General features: G+C 66.3%; 19 protein-coding genes. 5 read left to right on the forward strand and 14 right to left on the reverse strand.

Going from position 1 to position 17,704, the window contains the following annotated elements; all coding sequences use genetic code 11:
* Positions 1–2 precede the first annotated feature (2 nt).
* From AB0H50_RS28535 to AB0H50_RS28580, 10 genes are all read right to left on the reverse strand, one after another.
* Positions 3–1,181 (reverse strand): MCE family protein, encoded by a 1,179-nt coding sequence (locus AB0H50_RS28535; RefSeq protein ID WP_357458488.1) that lies wholly within the window; start codon positions 1,179–1,181, stop codon positions 3–5.
* Positions 1,178–2,290 (reverse strand): MCE family protein, encoded by a 1,113-nt coding sequence (locus AB0H50_RS28540; RefSeq protein WP_357458490.1) that lies wholly within the window; start codon positions 2,288–2,290, stop codon positions 1,178–1,180. The genes AB0H50_RS28535 and AB0H50_RS28540 overlap by 4 nt, the downstream gene beginning before the upstream one ends.
* Entirely contained in the window at positions 2,287–3,387 is a 1,101-nt protein-coding gene (locus tag AB0H50_RS28545; RefSeq protein ID WP_357458493.1) for an MCE family protein, read from the reverse strand. Before AB0H50_RS28545 ends, AB0H50_RS28540 begins: the two co-directional genes overlap by 4 nt.
* Positions 3,387–4,397 carry an MCE family protein gene (locus AB0H50_RS28550; RefSeq protein WP_357458859.1) on the reverse strand — a complete coding sequence of 337 codons (1,011 nt, stop codon included), beginning with the start codon at positions 4,395–4,397 and terminating at the stop codon, positions 3,387–3,389. The genes AB0H50_RS28545 and AB0H50_RS28550 overlap by 1 nt, the downstream gene beginning before the upstream one ends.
* A complete protein-coding gene (locus tag AB0H50_RS28555) occupies positions 4,397–5,419 on the reverse strand; it encodes an MlaD family protein (RefSeq protein ID WP_357458495.1) in 1,023 nt (340 codons plus the stop codon). Before AB0H50_RS28555 ends, AB0H50_RS28550 begins: the two co-directional genes overlap by 1 nt.
* 1 nt (position 5,420) lies before the next feature.
* Positions 5,421–6,830, reverse strand: coding sequence for an MCE family protein (locus AB0H50_RS28560; RefSeq protein WP_357458498.1), 1,410 nt, complete (start codon positions 6,828–6,830; stop codon positions 5,421–5,423).
* 8 nt (positions 6,831–6,838) lie between these two features.
* A complete protein-coding gene (locus AB0H50_RS28565; protein ID WP_357458500.1) occupies positions 6,839–7,702 on the reverse strand; it encodes an ABC transporter permease in 864 nt (287 codons plus the stop codon).
* 1 nt (position 7,703) lies between these two features.
* Positions 7,704–8,522, reverse strand: coding sequence for an ABC transporter permease (locus AB0H50_RS28570; protein WP_357458862.1), 819 nt, complete (start codon positions 8,520–8,522; stop codon positions 7,704–7,706).
* A gap of 379 nt (positions 8,523–8,901) precedes the next feature.
* Positions 8,902–9,090, reverse strand: coding sequence for a hypothetical protein (locus tag AB0H50_RS28575; protein ID WP_357458864.1), 189 nt, complete (start codon positions 9,088–9,090; stop codon positions 8,902–8,904).
* The gene (locus tag AB0H50_RS28580) at positions 9,090–9,314 is read right to left on the reverse strand and encodes a hypothetical protein (RefSeq protein ID WP_357458867.1); all 225 of its coding nucleotides are present in this window, start codon (positions 9,312–9,314) and stop codon (positions 9,090–9,092) included. The genes AB0H50_RS28575 and AB0H50_RS28580 overlap by 1 nt, the downstream gene beginning before the upstream one ends.
* 891 nt (positions 9,315–10,205) lie before the next feature.
* On the opposite strand from AB0H50_RS28580, the gene AB0H50_RS28585 reads away from it, so the two are divergent.
* Both AB0H50_RS28585 and AB0H50_RS28590 read left to right on the forward strand, forming a co-directional pair.
* Positions 10,206–10,367, forward strand: a complete 162-nt coding sequence (locus AB0H50_RS28585) for a hypothetical protein (RefSeq protein ID WP_357458502.1) — start codon at positions 10,206–10,208, stop codon at positions 10,365–10,367.
* Entirely contained in the window at positions 10,364–11,272 is a 909-nt protein-coding gene (locus AB0H50_RS28590) for an oxygenase MpaB family protein (RefSeq protein ID WP_357458504.1), read from the forward strand. The genes AB0H50_RS28585 and AB0H50_RS28590 overlap by 4 nt, the downstream gene beginning before the upstream one ends.
* 56 nt (positions 11,273–11,328) lie before the next feature.
* Here the strand turns inward: AB0H50_RS28590 and AB0H50_RS28595 are convergent, their stop codons facing one another.
* Positions 11,329–12,456 (reverse strand): serine hydrolase domain-containing protein, encoded by a 1,128-nt coding sequence (locus AB0H50_RS28595; RefSeq protein WP_357458506.1) that lies wholly within the window; start codon positions 12,454–12,456, stop codon positions 11,329–11,331.
* 150 nt (positions 12,457–12,606) lie between these two features.
* Here AB0H50_RS28595 and AB0H50_RS28600 point away from each other — a divergent pair, with 150 nt between their 5' ends.
* Positions 12,607–13,161 carry a hypothetical protein gene (locus AB0H50_RS28600; protein WP_357458508.1) on the forward strand — a complete coding sequence of 185 codons (555 nt, stop codon included), beginning with the start codon at positions 12,607–12,609 and terminating at the stop codon, positions 13,159–13,161.
* 771 nt (positions 13,162–13,932) lie between these two features.
* Here the strand turns inward: AB0H50_RS28600 and AB0H50_RS28605 are convergent.
* Positions 13,933–14,199, reverse strand: a complete 267-nt coding sequence (locus AB0H50_RS28605) for a hypothetical protein (RefSeq protein WP_357458510.1) — start codon at positions 14,197–14,199, stop codon at positions 13,933–13,935.
* 4 nt (positions 14,200–14,203) lie between these two features.
* A complete protein-coding gene (locus AB0H50_RS28610) occupies positions 14,204–14,392 on the reverse strand; it encodes a hypothetical protein (RefSeq protein ID WP_357458513.1) in 189 nt (62 codons plus the stop codon).
* 255 nt (positions 14,393–14,647) lie between these two features.
* Between AB0H50_RS28610 and AB0H50_RS28615 the strand changes: the two genes are divergently transcribed.
* Both AB0H50_RS28615 and AB0H50_RS28620 read left to right on the forward strand, forming a co-directional pair.
* Positions 14,648–16,030 carry a hypothetical protein gene (locus tag AB0H50_RS28615; protein ID WP_357458515.1) on the forward strand — a complete coding sequence of 461 codons (1,383 nt, stop codon included), beginning with the start codon at positions 14,648–14,650 and terminating at the stop codon, positions 16,028–16,030.
* Between the two features lie 195 nt (positions 16,031–16,225).
* Positions 16,226–17,410 (forward strand): nucleotidyl transferase AbiEii/AbiGii toxin family protein, encoded by a 1,185-nt coding sequence (locus AB0H50_RS28620; RefSeq protein ID WP_357458517.1) that lies wholly within the window; start codon positions 16,226–16,228, stop codon positions 17,408–17,410.
* A 55-nt stretch (positions 17,411–17,465) separates the two neighbouring features.
* Here AB0H50_RS28620 and AB0H50_RS28625 read toward each other — a convergent pair whose 3' ends face one another.
* Positions 17,466–17,684 (reverse strand): MbtH family protein, encoded by a 219-nt coding sequence (locus AB0H50_RS28625; RefSeq protein WP_357458520.1) that lies wholly within the window; start codon positions 17,682–17,684, stop codon positions 17,466–17,468.
* Between the last annotated feature and the right edge of the window lie 20 nt (positions 17,685–17,704).

Below are 17,704 nucleotides of genomic sequence, written 5' to 3' on the forward strand. Positions count from 1 at the left end.
TCCTATCGCCCGGGAGCGGGACGGGACAGTTCGTTACCGGTCACGCCGGGCGGCGGTCCGGACCCGTTGTCGGGCACATTCGGCCGCGGCGCGTTCGCCGAACCGCGCACCTGGAGCGCCGGGTTGTTCGTGACGCAGTAGTTGTAGAGCCGCACCCTGCTGTCGGTGGTTGCCAACGTCGGGACGACCGGGATGGTCTCGTAGTCGCAGGTCGGCCGCGGCCATGGGTCGACGAGAGTGTGGAAGGCGCCGTCGTGCGCCGGGATGCCGATCGCCTCGGCGCCTTCGCGCAGCGCGGGGAACAGCGCGGCGATGGCAGGCTGCCGCAGCTTCGCCGATTTGGTGATGGCCACGAAGTTCGTCACCAGATTGGTCACGGGGTCCTCGGTCTCGGTGACGAAGCCGCCCAGCGTCGCCAGCTGCCCCGGCGCGAGGTCGAGGAAGCGCCTGACCTCCTGGTCGGCGGCGGTCAGCTGCTCGAACAGCGCGCCCGCGCCGGTGGTGAGCGTCGTCAGATCGGGCTGGGCGTGCGAGGTGGTCTCCGCGATGATCTCGAGGTTCTCGATCAGCTGCCTGGTCTGCGGCAGCAGATCGGTCAGGCCTGCCATGGCCCTGCTGATGCCGGAGATCATGTTGCGCAACCGATCCGGGCCGCCCGCCAGCGCCTTGTCCAGCTCGTCGACGATGGCGGTGAGCCGCTGCGGGTTCATGCCGCCGATCATGCCGCTCACGTTCGCGAGCACCGATTGCACCGAGACCGGGGCCTTGGTCTGCGACATAGCCACCACGTCACCGTCGCCGAGATACGGTCCGGTGTCGGAGTCGGGCCGGAAATCCAGGTACTGCTCCCCTGCCGCGGACAGGCGGCCGACCGCGACGGCGCCGCCGACGGGAATGCGCGCCGAGGACTGGATTTCGGCGACGGCCGCGATCCCGATGTCCGCGACCCTGACCTCGCGCACCCGCCCGACCCTGGTGCCGCGGAAGGTGACGTCGTTGTTGGCCAGCAATCCGCCCGAGGTCTGCAATTCCACGGTGACGAGGTAGGTGTTCGGCAGCGGGTTGAAGCGCAGCACCTGCGCGCCCAGATATGCCGAGCCGAGGATCAGCACGAGCACGAGGCCGATATTGGCGACCGCTATTCGCTTGCGGACCAGATAATTCCAGAGTGGGATGTTCATCGGCCGCCCTCCGTATGCGGCGGGCTGGTCAGCCTGCCGATCACCTTCTCGATGACCTGCGCGAGGCTGCCGATGAAGGCGGGCACATCGCCCACTTCCGGCCACCGGCTGCCGCGCGGATCGGTCAGCGCGCCCACGCTCAGATACGAAACGGTCGCCGCGACAGACAGATTCGGCCCGTCGAAGGAGGCCATGATCGAGGGATACATCTGATCGAAGCGCTCGAGCGCCTGGCCGAGCTCGTCGCCCATCTGGGTGAATCCGGACATCAGCCGCTGAATGCTGTCGAACAGGCTCACGAACTCGGGGCCCGTGGTGTCGGTGAAATCGCCGAGTGCGGACATGGTCACCGACACCTTGCTGATCAATGCCGAAATGTCCCTGTTGTTCTCGGCGAACAGGCCGAGCAGTGCGGGGAAGGTGTCGGCCGCCTCGCCGAGTTCGGCCTTGCGCGCTGCCAATTCGCCGGTGAGCACATTGACGCCGGACAGCACGCTGTCGATGTCCGCTGTCCTGCGGTTGAGTGCGTCGATGGCGCTGCTCAATTCGATCAGCAGATGCGAGAGCTGCGGCGCTCGCCCGGCGAACATCGAATTCATCTCGGAGGTGATCTTGGCGGCCTGATTGAGGCCGCCGCCGTTGAGCAGCATGGAGATCGAGACCATCAACTGCTCCACCGAGGCGCCCGCCGAGGTGTGCTCGGTGCCGATGGTGTCGCCGGGACGCATCATCTCCGCGCCGTCCCGCGCGGCGGGCAGCGTCATGGCGACGAAGATGTCGCCGAGCGGGGTGGCCTGCCGTAGCTCCGCAGTGGTGCCGCGCGGCAGCCGGATGTCCTCGCGGATCTCCATTTCCACTTCGGCGACGAAGTTCGTGGTGCTGATGCCGGTGACAACGCCGATGTCGGTGCCGCCGATTTTCACGTGCGCGCGATCGGGCAGATTGAGCGCGTCGCGGAACGCGGCGTTGATCTTGTAACCGGGCGCGCCGATGCCAGGTTTGGGCAGCGGGACATTGTCCACGGTGATCGCGCAGCCGGTCGTCGTGCCGATGCTCGCGGCGACCAGCCCGGCCGCGATGGTGCGTCGCAGCACCGCCTTCGTCCTCATTCAGCGATCCCCAGCAGTGCGGCGGTGAGACCGAAATCCGGTCCCATGTCCTGAATCTTCCCGGTTCGGCAGCCGTCGAGTCGCAGCTGAATCCGCTCGCAGAACAGTGCGAGCGCCTCGCCGTCCAGCACGATCTTGTCGAGCAGGCCGTGCAGTCGTACGGCACGGTGCTCGCGGCTCATCGAGTTGCTGATGTTCTGGAAGAACAGCGGTGTGACGTCGACGATCTCGGTGAGCTGACGCGCGTTGGCACGCATCTGCTCGGTGATCGCCACGAAGCGGGTCAGCGCGCCGGCCAGCTGATCCTGGTTCTGTCCGACCACCGTCGAGGTGTTGTTCACGAAATCGTCGAGCTGGGTGAGCACCGCGTGCAGACCGGGCGACTGCTCGCCCATCAACTGCACCAATTCGGTGAGCCTGCCGCTGAAGTCGCGTACCGTCTGGTCGTTGGAGGCGATCACCTGGGTGATTTCGTTGAGCTTGACGATGGTGTTGGCGATCTGATCCCCGTTGGCGAAGGTCACCTCGAAAGCCGAGGAGAGCGCATCCAGCGTCTCCCGCAGCCGGTCGCCGTTGCCCTCGAGCAGCGGGAACAGCACCCGGCTCGCCATCGGCCCGTTCTCGCTGTCACCCTTCAACGCAGCGCCCAGCTGATCGAAATTCTCCAGGATCCGGTCCAATTCGACCGGTGTCCTGGTGCGGGCGAGCGGAATGTGCGCGCCGTCGGCGAGCGTCGGCCCGTCGCCGGTGTAGGCGGGGGCCAGCTCCACGTGCCGATTGGTGATCAGCTGCGGCGAGACCAGCGCCGCGATGGCGTCGGCGGGCACCTGCACGTCCTTGTCGATGGACATGGTGACTTCGACGTAGCTGCCGCGCGCGGTGACCGTGTCGACGCGGCCCACCGGAACACCGAGAATCGCCACCTCGTTTCCCGCGTAGAGACCGGCGACGTTCTCGAAATCCGCACTGATCCTGAGGTGTTCACCCAGGTACTGGTCTGGCAGCGAACTCACGCTCTCGGGCAGCAGCGAACAGCCGGTGCCCACGGCCGCGGCCAGACACACCGCGACCAGCTTCGAGACTCCACGAATCGTCATCAGTTGCACCCCGGTACCGCTTGTGCGAAACAAAGCCAGTTGTCCGGGAAGATCCACGGCGCCCAGACCTCGCCGTACGGCCCGTTGCCCAGCGCGTTGTTGAACTGCCGCACCGCGACCGGCATGATCTCGTACAGCCGGTCCAGGTTCTCCCGGTTCTTCTCCAGTCCCTCGGTCATGGTGTTCAGGTTCTGGATGAGCGGGCCGAGCTGGCCGTTGTTCTCGATGCCCATCTCCCGCAACAGCGCCGACAGCGCCGCCACGTTGTCGAGCAGCTGCCGCAGCAGGTCCTGCCGCAACGCCACCGCGTTGCCGATCGCCTCGCCGCGGGTGAGCAGCAGCAGCACGCTGTTCTGGTTGTCGGCGACCAGCTGCGAGACCTGATCCATGCTCTTCAGCAGCGCGTCCACCTCGTCGCGGCGGTCGTTGATCACCTTGGCCAGCGCGCCGATGCTGTCCAGCGCGGCGACGGTCAGCTGGGGCGAGTCGCCCATCTGCTGATCGAGCACGTCCAGCGCCTGGCGCAGCTTGCCCGGGTCGATGCGCTCGATCCGTTCGAAGGAGGACTTGTACTGCGGGTCCTGGATCACCTTGCCGAGGTTGTACGGCACGGATGTGTTCGACAGCCGGATGACGTTGTCCGGCAGACCTTTTCCATCTCCAGGAGTGAGTTCGACGTGCAGCCGTCCGAGGATTGTCGACATCTCGAGCGCGGCACGCGCGTCGGGCCCGAGCCGCAGGTCACGGCGCACCCGCAGGTCCACCACCACCTTGTCGCCGACCAGCCGGACCGCGCGCACCTGACCGACCTCGATACCGGAGACGTCGACGGTCGCACCCGGCCGCAGCCCCGCCGCCTGGGCGAACTCGGCCTTGATCGTCTTGTCCGCCAGCCGCGCCTCGGACACCACACTCGAGCCGACCAGCAGCAGCGCCACGAAGGCCGCCGCGATCACGCCGAGCCAGAGGTAGCGGTTCTGCGAATACTTCGGCAACCGAATCCGCGCCATCATCGGCAGACCTCCGATTGGGAATTGCCGCCGACCTGCGAGAACAGCCCCGGCGGGAGCAGCACGCCCCACAGTGAGACGTCCAACCGGCAGATGTAGGCGTTGCCGTACGTGCCGTAGCTGGTGAAGCGGGCCAAGGCGTTGAGGAGATCGGGGAACTGCACGGCGGCCTTGTCGAGCGCGGCGCCGTTGAGCAGCAGCATGGCGATGCCGGTGGTCGCGTCGTCCTGCGCCTCGGCCAGGTCGGGCTGCACCTGTGCGATCAGCGAGACCAGGGAATCGGTCGACTCGGCCACCAGTTCGACGGACTGCTTCAGCGACTCGCCCTCGGCGTAGAGCGCCTCCACCAGCGCTCTGGACTGGGCGATGAGCGTCTCCAATTCGCCCGAACGGTTGACCAATCCACTGATCACGCTGCTCAGGTTGGTGATCACGTCGCCGAGGATGCGGTCGCGCTGACCAAATGTGCCTGCCAGATCGGCGGCCTGGGTGATCAGCGTGCTCAGCGAGACGCCGTCGCCCTGCAATGCCTGAATCAGCGTCTCCGACAGCGAGTTCACCTGATCGGGCTGCAAAACGCTGAACAGCGGCTCGAAACCGGAGAGCAGCGCTGAGACGTCGAAGGACGGCTCGGTATTGTCCAGCGAGATGTGGCCGCCCGGACGCAGCGCCTCGCCTTCTTCTTTGCCGGGGACGAGCGCGATATAGCGCTGACCGATGAGGTTCTGGTACCGCACAAGGGCTTTGGTCGTCGTGGTCAACCGCTGCCTGTCCTGGATGCGGAAATCGATGACGGCCTTGTAGTCGTCGTCGAAATCGATCCGATCGACGCGGCCGACCCGCACGCCCGCCATCCGCACGTCGTCACCGACCCGTACGCCCATCACGTCGGAGAAGGTCGCGGAATAGGCGTGCGTGTCACCGGGCACCGAGCGCTGCAAGGTCGACCAGATGGTGTAGGTCAGCGCGATGGCCAACACGGCGAAGAAACTGAAGCCCGCGAGGGCTTTTCCGGATTTCATCTCACTTGCCCCGTTCCGTCGGCGCGGTGTCGTAGACGGTCACCGACCCACCCGCAAGCAGCGGCGTCAGCAGCAGGAGCTGAGCGGCGGTCGGTTGGCCACCGACGATCGCGGCGACACCGGCGTGCCCGCGCCCGCCCGCGATCGGACGCGCCGCCGGGGTGACCGCGGCGGGGGCGGTGATTCCTGGAATGACGGGCAGCCCGGGAATCGCAGGCAGGCCAGGTAGCCCCGGAATGACGGGCGCCACTTCGGCTCCCGGCAGCGCCAGCGTCGGCCGGGGTCCCGCGGCGTCCAGCCAGCGCGGTTGCAGCTGCACCGGAAACTCTTGGTCCGGCGCGACTTCCGGCACCGTCGGACCACCGCAGCGGGGACCGGACATCGAACCGTAGGTCGGGCAGTCCTCGGCCGTGTACTGCTGGAAGGGCGTGAAAGTGACGTCCATCGCCCACACCATCTGGCGACTCGGCCCGAAGTGGAACACCGTGGCCAACTTCTCCAGCGAGGCGTTGAGGTTGCGCGCGGTGTCCGGGATGGCCTGCGCGTCCTGTGCCAGGCTGCCGAACAGCTCGTCGAGGCCTGGGACGAGATGTTTTGCCGCATCCGGGTTTCGAGCGAACAGCGAGTTGACCGAGTCGATGGTGTTGCTCGCGTTGGCGAGCAGGGCGACAAGATTGTCGCGGCGCTCGGTGAGGGTGTGGGCAGCGGTCACCGATTCGGCGAGCACGCCGACCAGGTCCGGCGCCGACTTGCTCAGCTCCGTTGTCGCCCGCCCGAGGTCGCCGAGCAGCTCGCCGACGCCGGGGACGGCACGCATCTCGCTGACCCAGAGATCGAGCCGCTCGATCGTCGAACCCGGCACGCGCGCACCGGGATCGAGCGCCGCGGCGAGCGTCGCCAGCACCCGTCCGAGCTTCTCGGGCTGAATGTTGTCGAGCACATCGCGCAGCACGGTGAGGGTGGTCTGCAACTGCATGGTCGAGGTGCTGGTGTCTTCCGGGATCACAGCCCCGGCAGCCAGTTTCGCGCCCGCCGAACCGTTGTCCACCAGCTCGATCGCGGTGACGCCGAACAGGTTGTTCGGCACCACCCTGGCCGTGACGGCTGCCGGAATCGTCGGCGCGACAGCGGGCTTCAAGTGGATCTCGGCGCGCTGCCGCTCCCCCTTGGCGACCACCTCGACGCCCGCCACGGTGCCGACCACCATGCCGCGGAATTTCACGTCGGCGTGCTCGGGCAGTCCGTCGCCGGTGCTGGTGAGCTCGGCGGTCACCCGGACCTTGTCCTCGAAGTAGCCGTTGTAGCGCAGCATCAGCAGGCCGAGCAGCAGCGCGGTGGCTGTCAGCATCGCCAGGCCGGCCAGGGAGAGCTGGCGGGCAGTAGGCCCGCGGCCACTGGGATCGAGAAGCATGCCGCCCCCTACCCCGAGATCCGGAAGCCGGGGTCTATTCCCCAGATAGCCAGCGTCAGAACAAGATTCGCGAAGACCATCACGACGATCACCATCTTGATGGCCTGTCCGGCCGCGACGCCGACGCCCTCCGGCCCGCCCGAGGCGACATAACCGTAGTAGCACTGGATGAACGTCGCGAGCAGTACGAAGACGACGACTTTGAGCAGCGAGAAGAAGACATCTGTCCCGATGAGGAATTGGAAGAAGTAGTGGTCGTAGGTGCCCGCCGAGGTGCCGCCGAGGAAGAGCACCGAGAGCTTGGTGGCCAGGTACGCCGTGGCCAGACCCACCGTGTACAGCGGGATGATGGTCAGCGTCGCGGCGATCATTCTGGTGCTCACCAGGTACGGAAGCGGCCGGATGGCAATGGATTCCAGCGCGTCGATCTCCTCGGCGATCCGCATGGAACCAAGCTGCGCGGTGAACCGGCACCCGGCCTGGATGGCGAAGGCCAGCGTCGCCAGGATCGGGGCCAGCTCGCGCGTGGTGGCGAAGCCGGAGATCGCGCCGGTCAGCGGGCCCATGGTGAGCAGGTTCAGTGCGGTGAACGACTCCATGCCGACGGTGATGCCGCCGAACGCGCAGAGGATGATCACCACACCGACAGTTCCGCCGCCGACGACCAGCGAGCCGTTGCCCCAGCCGACATCGGCGGTCAGCCGCAGCACTTCCTTGCGATAGTGCTTCAGCACGAAGGGAATCGCGGCCAGCGCCTGGAAGAACGTGATGGCCTGGTGGCCGAGCCGCTGGTTCGCCCGATAGGGCACCGCGGCAACGGCACCGACCGCCCGGAACGGCTTCAGGGCGGGCGGGGTGTACTTCGTGCCCACCTCAGATCACCTTCGTCGGGAACAGCGTGTTGTACAACTGGGTGAGAATGATGTTGGTGGCGAAGAGCATCAGCGCCGAGGTGACGACCGCGGAGTTCACCGCGTTCGCCACGCCGCCGGGCCCGCCCTTGGCGTGCAGCCCGATGTCACAGGCGATGATCGCGGTGAGCGCGCCGAAGATGGCCGCCTTCACCAACGCGACGATGAGGTCGTTGGCCACCGCGAAGGACGCGAACGAGCCGATGAACGAACCCGGCGTCCCGGACTGGGCGTAGACGTTGAACATGTAGGCCGTCGCGAAGCCGACGAACACGATGAACCCGCACAGCAGCATGCTCACCAGCACCGCCGCCACCAGGCGCGGCGCGACAAGGCGGCGCACCGGATTCACGCCCATCACCATCATGGCGTCGATCTCCTCGCGGATGGTGCGCGAGCCGAGGTCGGCGCAGATCGCCGAGCCGACCGCGCCCGCGATCATCAGCGAGGTGACCAGCGGCGCTCCCTGGCGGATGATGCCGAGTCCGGCGACCGCGCCGATGAACGTCGTCGCGCCGACCTGATTGACCAGCGCGCCCACCTGAAGGGACACCACGACCGCGATCGGAATCGCGACCAGCACGGTCGGCGCCGCGGAGACGCTCGACATGAACGCGCACTGCCGGATGAACTCGTGATACGGGAAGCGGCGGGCGGCGATCGCCCGGAACAGCTCGATCACCGCGTCCCGGCCCAGCATCACTTGCCTGCCAAGGGTTTCCAGCGACCGCTGCGGATGACGCCGCCACAGACCCTTCAGATCGTCGACGGCTCGCTCCAGGTCGGTGCGTTCCGGATCTCGCTCCGGTTCGATCCGACCCGGAGGTCGTTCGATGGTTGTCACGCTGCCCGAGTCCTTTCTCGGCCTTCATCTCGCTCACTTCGCCGACCGGTAACGGTGACCCCCTCGAGGGCGCGGAGCGTGTGCAGTGTCGCATAGCTCACGCGCGCGACACAAGTCACATGTGAATAGGAATTCTCAACAACATCGAGACGCAGCGTCTCGATGAGGAAGCCGACACGAACTGGAGAACGAGTAGGTAACCTGCAAATATCCCAAGGTTATCGGCGCATTCCGGTGCCCATATCAGACACTTCCGGCTCGAACAAGTTTCCACGAAGTCACATGCTCGCCAGACACCAGCCCGAGCACGTGCCGATCAGGCCGGTTCGCTGAGGAAGTGCTGCAACGCCACCAACCCGTAGCCGAGCGCGGCGACGCCGGCCACGACGGCGCTGAGCACGGCGAGCCACAGTCCGTAGCGCAGAACCGGATTCACTTTCATCCGCCCACCGAGGATCTTGACGCCGATCACCAAGACGTCGATGAGCCACACCAGGATCATCATCAGGTCATGCACACATTCGAGAAGGTGAGCACCGGCCAGCACACGATCGACCCGAGGAACGAGATGACCACGTCGATGCCGTGCATATCGCGGAGATGACTCGTGTGGGTCAACGTCCAGACGACTCCCACCAGCCCGTAGGGGATTCCGAGAATGATCAAGGTTCCGAGGAACTCGGAGACCTTCATCTCGTAGCTGAATATTCGATCCAGCTTCTGGAGCATGTACGCCACATCCTTTCCTGCACCGGCCGAACCTGCTCGCGGCGCCCGCGCACGGCGAAGGAGATCGCGGGGGGCGCCCGACCGCGTACATCCGGTCCGGCATGGCCCGTATGTTACGCACGATTCACAGCTTCACGGAAGCGTTTTGGACAGATTCCCAGGAACGTGATCCCGAAGCATTCGGGCCAGTCGCCCGATTGACGACCCGTCGACACGTGAATAAGTTATCGAGCGTTCTGATGCGGGACGGGCGATAGCCCGCCAGGAAGGCAGGGAGGCGCAGGTGCTCGACACAAGCAACGTACAGCGGCGCCACCTCGGCGATCGACGCTTCGCCCCGACGCTGCCGCGGGCGGTCGCGCTCCAAGTGCTGCACCCCGCGATAGCCACTACGCTCCGCGAGCACGCATGGAACCGGCTCTGGGAACACAAGCGGCGCACCGTCGGCGGAATGATCAACATCGCCAACAGCGGCCGAGATCTGCGCTCAGTCATCCACTTCGGGCACGAGCGCGTCGACGCCCTAGGCCGTCGCTATCACGCACCGGCTTCGCGCTGCGGGCGCCACGGCTGCGATACGCCCGCCAGGCTCGCAATCTGCTGTAGAACAGCACGACACTTGCCCCGATCTGCACAGGAAAAATACCGCGAAAACCAGGACATCCTTCACACTTGCCATGCAGAATTGCGGGTAACATAATCGACGGAGGGGCGGTCTCGCCCTGGAGCAGGAGATGTTCGATGACGAGCAACCCGGTCGCGGCGACGACCCTCGGTTCCTCGTTTCCTTCCGTCTTGCCGCCCGCACACAGCGCGCCAGGGTGGCAGCGGTCCTCGCCGCCGGCGAGCGTGGGCGTGCCCGCTCCGCATCGACCTCCGGGTGGTCGAACGATGAAAGCACTCAACAGGTTTCTCAGCGTGGAGATGACAGTCTTCGAGTTCCTCGGCTGGCTCTTCCTCGCTGGATTCCTGTTCGGCGCCGGGCGATTCACGGTCGCGCGACTCGCGCGCCTGGCCCGGCCGCTCAGGAAGACAACGGAAGGAATCCCATGACCGCGGTCGCCCAGCCCCCCTACGAGAACGAACCGGCGCCACTGACCAAGGAGCAGACGCGCATTCCCATCAGCTCCGCGCACCGCCCGTTCACCAAGCGGCCGATCAAACTGTCCGACGCACTGGACTTCTGGTCCTTCGCGGGCGCCGCCGCCAACGTCGCGATGCAAATGGCAAGGCCCGGTGTCGGTTACGGTGTCGCGGAGAGCAAGGTGGAGAGCGGCGCGCTCATGAAGCACCCGTGGAAGCGGGCCCGCACCACCACCCAGTACCTGGCGGTGGCCATCCTCGGCACCGACGAGGAGCGCATGGCCTACCGGGAGGCGGTGAACGCGGTGCACCGCCACGTGCGGTCCGAGCCGGGCGCCGCGGTGAAGTACAACGCCTTCGACCGCAATCTCCAATTGTGGGTCGCCGCATGCCTGTACATCGGTTTCGAGGACACCTACCAGCTGCTGCAAGGCAAGATGAACGACGAGCAGGCCGAGGCCTTCTACGCCTCGTCCTCGACACTCGGTACCACGTTGCAGGTCACCGAGGACATGTGGCCCAAGACGCGCGCCGAGTTCGACATCTACTGGAACGAGGCGTGCCACCAGGCCGTCCTGGACGACTTCGTGCGCTCCTATGTCGACGATCTGCTGAACCTGCGCATGATCCACTGGTATCTGCGGCTGCCGTTCCGGAACCTGTTGAAGTTCTTGACGATCGGCTTTCTCGCGCCGTACTTCCGTGACCAGATGCGGCTGGCGTGGACTGCGGCCGATCAGCGCCGCTTCGAGCACCTGTTCGTGTTCGTCGGTTTCGTCAACCGGTTCATTCCCCGGTTCCTGCGGCACGGCGGCAGCCTCGCGCTGATGGCCGACCTGCGCCGCAGGATCCGCAGGGAGAAGAACCTCGTCTGAGATGTAGGAATGCGCACGGCCGCGGCGCGATGTGGGTGATAGTCACCCCGCTGCGCTCACGGGCACAGCGCGTGTTCCAGCATGCCGATCACGTCGGGCTCGGTCTCGGGCTTCTTCGTCAACGCGACGGTGACCGCGCGTCCGTCGACGGTCGCGCCGGACACCGTGTAGTAGCCGTGGATGCCACCGGCGTGTCCGACGTACTCCGCTCCGCACGGCAGCCGGGTCGAGCCGAGCCCGAGGCCGTAGACCATCCCCAACCCCGGGTAGATGGGCACCCCGGCCCGCATCTGCTCGAGTTCGGCGGCGGCCAGCACCCGCCCGGCCAGCAGCGCGCCGTAGAAGCGATTCAGGTCCGCGCCCGAGGACACCAGCGCGCCCGCCGCCCACGGGATGGACGGTTCGATGCGTGAGACGTCCGTGACGACGCCGTCCAAGGTGGCGTAACCCTCTGGGTGCGGGCCGCGGATATCGCGTTCACCCGGTCCCGGCAGGTACGTGTCGGTGAGTCCGAGGGGTTTCAGGATGCGCCGATCCAGCTCCTCGGCGTACGACGCGCCCGTGACCCGCTCGATCAGCATCCCGGCGACCAGGTAGTTCGTATTGCTGTACTGGTAGCGCTCGCCCGGCGCGAACACCGCCCCCGCGCTGTTGACCATCGCGATGCCGTCGTCGGGCGTCATCGTCCGGTTCTCCACACCCGCGCGGTACTCGTTGGCGCGCGGGTCCTCGGCGAAATCGGGCAGTCCGCTCTGGTGGCGCAGAATCTGCCGCACCGTGATGGCGCGGCCGTCGATACCGTCGCCGCGCAGCAGACCGGGCAAGTAGGTGTCGATCGGCTCGTCGAGACGAACTTTCCCCTCCGCGACGAGTTGCAGCACCACCGCACTGGTGAACGACTTGGTGATGCTGCCGACTCGAGTCCGCTGCGGAGGCTGCACGGGAATCGGCGCTGCGGTGCCGAGATCGGCCACCCCGGCGGTCCGGACTTCGGTCTCACCGTTCTCGGTGACCGTGGCGATCGCCCCGGTGACGCCCGCCTCGACCAACCGATCGATGTCCTCCTGCACGGCATGCAGCCGGGCCTCCGAGACGCCCTGCGACTCCGCCTCGGTGTCGTTCGCGCAGCCCGTGACGAGCAAGGCCGCCGTGGAGACGGCCGCGAGGATCGGAATCAGGCGCATACCTAGACGGTAGGCAGCGAGGGAGTCCCGCGCACCGGGACTCGCCGGATATTCCCTGAGCTCGCGGGACCACTTCAGGTGTAAGCCACCGCCGACTCGGCCTCCATGGATCGAGGCACCTTGTCCCCATTCGACGGGAGGGAGATTCCGATGCACTACGAGGTGAAAATTGTGATCATCGGCAGGGCCTGTGCTCCTGTGACCGCTCTAGTCAGACTGCTGCCCGAAGCTCGAAGTGCGGTAGCGTTCCAGGCGGCTGTCGGACGGCTTCGAGGGGAGTGGAGCAAATTGGTCTCGTGGCGGGACACCGCGTCGGAGGCAGCTCAGGGCGATCTCGACGGGTTGTTGGATTCGGCGTTGACCATGGCGGAGCAACGGCTGTCGGAGCGCGGCGAATTCTATCCGTTCGCCCTGGTGGTCGACCGTTCGGGTGCGACCGAGGTCGTCGCGGCGGGGACTGGGTCTGCTCAGCGCGCGCAGGAACTCAACGTGCGAGCGGTGGTCGGGATGCGTGCGGATATCCGTGCGGCGGCACTGGTAGTGGACGTGCGGTTACCCGAGACGGGTGGAGACGGGATCGAGGTACACCTCGAACACGCTGAAGGCACGGCGTTGAGCGTGCTGGAGCCCTATCGAGTCGAGCACGGTGCGGTAATTACTGGTCAGTTGGAGGCGTTCTCGGCGCAGCGGCGCATCTGGCAGTAGCCGTTGCGGCAACCGCGTCCGGGTCGATCAGCTCTCGTCGTAACGCACGATGCGTTCGGCAGAACGCTTGTGCCACTTGTTCTTCGAGGTCAGGAACTGCTCCACTGCACGACGAGTTGCTGTGCGGTCGTCCTGAGCGCCGAGCGGCGCTGCTCGTCGAGCCTGACAACGATCGCGCGTACGCGGCCTACCGGAAGTGGGGTGGTCGCGGGTCGGAGTCCTGACCCCGACCTGGCCGGACGCACCGACCTTCGACGCCCTGATCAAGCACCTCGACACCGATCGGTGAAATCGACGGGAGTCATATGGTGGCGTTTGATGATCAAATAGCCACCATATGACTCCCGCCGATTCGCCTTGACCACCATTTCTCAGGTCATCGGATATTTCGGCGGGATCCCCTAGCTACCAGACGAATACGCCTGGCCAGGGGACGATCACGGCCACTACGAGCACGCCGCCACCATAGCCTTCGCCGGGCTACCACCCCTTGACCTGAAACTCACTACGTCCGGGCAGATCTCGGTCTTCGGCGATACCGAGGGGCGGTCGGGAGCGTTGGGGTACATCCCCGAGAAGGTTCACACCCGCGAAGCGGTGCCGCCTGCGGGATCCCGAAATCGGTATGGGGTGAGGGGATTACGGAACGCTCTACTGCTTCATTCGTCCAGCAGATCTAGCCGCACACGACTTCTCCGACGTCGAAGTCTATTAGGGAGGCTACTGAAGCCCAGGCCAGTGCTCGTCGGTTGTCGCGCGGTCTGACCGAGACTACGTCGAATATCCGTCCGCGCGGGTGTCGGGAACGATGCGTCCCGCGGCGACGAGGGTGCGGAAGGCGGCTCCTTTGCGGGCGCAAGCATCGGCTCGGCAACCTCGGTGCAGCTGCATGGCGCGGTGTGCTTCGGGGACCGTGAAAGGGGCTGGGGGAGCGCGGTGTCCGTCGGCGGCGCGGGTGTCCCCGACGCAGGTTCCGATGATGCCGATGAGGGAGAGAACCAGACCGCATCCGGTCAGGATGGACAGGGTGGCGTACATCGAATCATTTGTCCGCGGTGCGCCGGAAGCAGTAGGCGGAGGCGGCTAGGTATTGGCGGCATCCGCTGCCGTGACCGGCGTGCACCGACGCGATGAATCGGGCGCGGTCGTCGTCCAGGACCTGCGGTTCCTGTGTGCAGTCACGGCTTTGGACCAGCCACAGCTCACGCAAGTCGAAATGCGGGACGTTCATCGTTCACCTCCGCGAAAGTTCAGTGCACCCGGCGCCGGGGCGCCGGCGGAACCGCGCTCGAGGCGGCTGGATCGAGGCCGCGTCGGGACCGTGCGCCGGATTCCGGAGAGCGAGCGCCCCATAGGGTCTGGGCACAACCTTGGCGCCGGGTGCGAAATACAGAGTGCGCGTTGCGATTGGGTACATAACAGCCCGGAATGCGGTAAATGCGAGTAATTTTCGAGTGAATCGGCCTAACGCAAGGAAGCGGGTCATATGGTTGAGGTCGACTGGACGGGCGAAGACGTACATGCCCTTCGCTCGGCGATGAAGCGGAGTCGTTACGAGTTCGCACGTTTGGTGGGCGTCACCCCGCGCACCGTGGTCTTGTGGGAGAACGGCCGGACAACCCGGATGCACGCCGCAAGCCGTCGGCTACTCGATCGAGTGCTGTCCGAGGCCGATTCAGTCGTCGTCACGCGATTCGAGCGGGCGATCACGGCGGGCCGCGACGCGGGCCGCGAAACCGACGATGCGAGCGCGGCGCTCGATCGGACAATCAAGCTCGGTAGGGAAACAGCGCTGGGCGGAACCGAGGTTCGGCCCGCGCCGATCGGGCTCGACAAGGAAGTCGAGGATGACGACGTGAGAAGGCGGGAACTGCTGGCCTGCATCGGCGCAGGCATGGCGGGCCATGCGGTCGATCTGTTGGCAAGTGAACCGGAGAAGATGCTTGCGGCCTTGGACGCCGGGTCGATCAGCGAGCGCAGGCTGGGCGTCCTGGAACATTCCACCGCGGAGCTCGGCAGGGTGGTCGTCCAGGTGCCGCCGCACGAGCTGCTTCAGACCACGCTCGACCAGTTCCGCACGGTCCGTGCGTCTCTCGGCGAGCGCCAGGCCACTCACCACCAGATCAGGCTGGTCCGCACCGCCGGCCGGCTGGCCAACGTGGTCGGCGAGATCTTGTTCAACGAAGGTCATTTCGGACAGGCCCGCCTGTGGTACAGCACCGCGATCCACGCGGCGCAGGACATCGGCGACCGCTACTCGGAGGACATCGCCCTCGCGGGCCTGGCCTACCTGCCCACCTACAGCGACAAGCCGAGGGAGGTGCTGCGCCTGCTCGACCCGCGTCTCGCGGAAGACCCGGCGACCGGCGCGGCCGCCGCCTGGCTCTGGGGTATGGCGGCGCGGGCGCACGCCGATCTCGGTGACGAACGCCAATTCGCCCACTGCATCGACAAATCCGCTCGTGCACTGGGCAGTGTCGGTGGCGAGGAGCTGCCTGTCGGCATCTTCTCGTTCCGTCCGGAGAAGCTCGCGTTCTACCGCGCCATCGGATACGCCCGGCTCGGCAAGCCCGACGAGACGGCCGCCGCAGCGGCGCACGCCATCTCGCTGTACGACCCGAACGAGACCATGGAACCCGCGCTGGTGCGTTTCGAACACGCGACCGCGCTGCTGGCCTCCGGCGAAGTCGACGAGGCCTGCGCGGTCGCCACCGCAGCTGTCACCGACGCGCACACCTACGTCGGCTTGACGGTCACCAAGCGCGCCAGGCGATTCGACTCGACGCTGCTGAACAGTGGCGGTCGCGCGGTGTCCGAGTGGCGGCAGAAAGCCAGGGCGGTCATCGACTCGCCGCGGGCGGAGGTGTAGTCGCGAACCGATCACGGTCATCGAACGCCGATTCGGCCCTCCTGACCTCCACCCGGTCGATGGATCGCGAACGGTTGTTGTCGGTGGCCTCTGCGAGTCTGGCCGGGTGGCAACGACACAAGCGATCACGGCCGCACCGTGGGTGGGCGGTGCGCCAGGGACCGACACCGGCCGGACCGCCGAGAAAGGCGCGGCATGACGGGTCGACTCGCAAACCCTTTCTGCGACTGGACCACCGACGAAGGGTGGCTGGCCGGCCGTCGTGCGGTGATCGATCACATACTCGCCGCCGTCGCGGAATACGAATGGTCGCACTGCCTCGCGCTGCGCGGCAGCATGCTGATGAGAACGTGGTTCGGCGACCGGGCGCGAGAACCAGGCGATCTGGATTTCCTCGTGTTGCACGAGCGACTACCGATCGGCGAGGTGCTCACCGACGAGCTGCCTGTCGACGTGGCTCGGCGCGCGGCGGCACGCTCGCGTGCACCCGGCAGCACAGTGCGGATCGATAGCAAGGTCGACTCGGAAGAGACCTGGTACTGGAGCCACGGCGCGTTCGGCCGCGGCTGGGCGCCCGGCATGTCTGGGTGGCGAATAGTGCTCTCGTGGCGGGGAAACGGGCACGTCGGCACGGTGCAGGTGAATTTCGTGACCGATGAGGTGATCTGCGAGGCGCCGCGGCGCACTGACGTTTCGCGGCTCGGGCCTCCCGAAGCATCGGTACCTCTGCATGCGTTCGGCCGGGAGATATCGCTGGCTTGGAAGGTCCTGTGGTTGGCTGCCGACGCACACCGCGACGGCAGCCCACGAGCCACGGATCTGTATGACGCCGTGTTGCTGGCGGAGCAGTGCACCTTGACGCGCGAACTGCTCGAACGAGCCGCGGCCGCAGCGCCGCCGGAATCCGACGTGTACGACTACGACTACGACGAGGACGCGGGGAGGATCGAACCGTCCTACCCCACTTTGGATTCCATGGTCCATGCCGCCAACGATGTCGACTGGACGGAGTTCGCCATCGCCCGGCCGCACCTGATCGACGCCCACGACGAATACGTCTGGCGCTTCGCGATCGCCGTCGCGCCGGTGGTCGACGACGCCGACACCCTGTATCCGCGACTCCTCGACCATTGTGCGCGCGAGCTGGCTACCGTGCGGAACGCACTGGCAGCGGGCGGCATGCCCGCCGCCGAACTCGCGTTGGCCGAGTGCGGTAGCTCCGTTGTCGTCCAACTCGTCATCGTCCGCGAACTATTGGGCCGCACCGAATGCTCACTGCAGGAAGCGGCGAAACACCTCGCCGCCATGCAATCCGTGCGCACAACGAATGTCGAGGATCTCCAGCGAATCGCCACCGCCCTGGCCGCGCACGCACCATGATTCGGCCACGAGGCGCGCCGGTCGGCAGGGGATGTGGACCGGCGCGCCCCGGCATTCAGTTGGTCTTCGGGATCATGGCGGCGATCAGCGATTTGGGGCGCATGTCGGTCCAGTGGGTCTCGACGTATTCCAGGCAGATGCTGCGCGCGGCCGCGCCGTAGGCGATGGTCCAGCCGGTTGGCACGGCGGCGAAGACGGGCCACAGCGAGTGCTCGCCCTCGGCGTTGACGAGGACGTAGAACTGGGCGTCATCGTCGTCGAACGGGTTTGTCATGGTTCACCTTTCGTGAGGCG

Source organism: Nocardia sp. NPDC050793, assembly GCF_040654065.1.
GTDB lineage: Bacteria > Actinomycetota > Actinomycetes > Mycobacteriales > Mycobacteriaceae > Nocardia.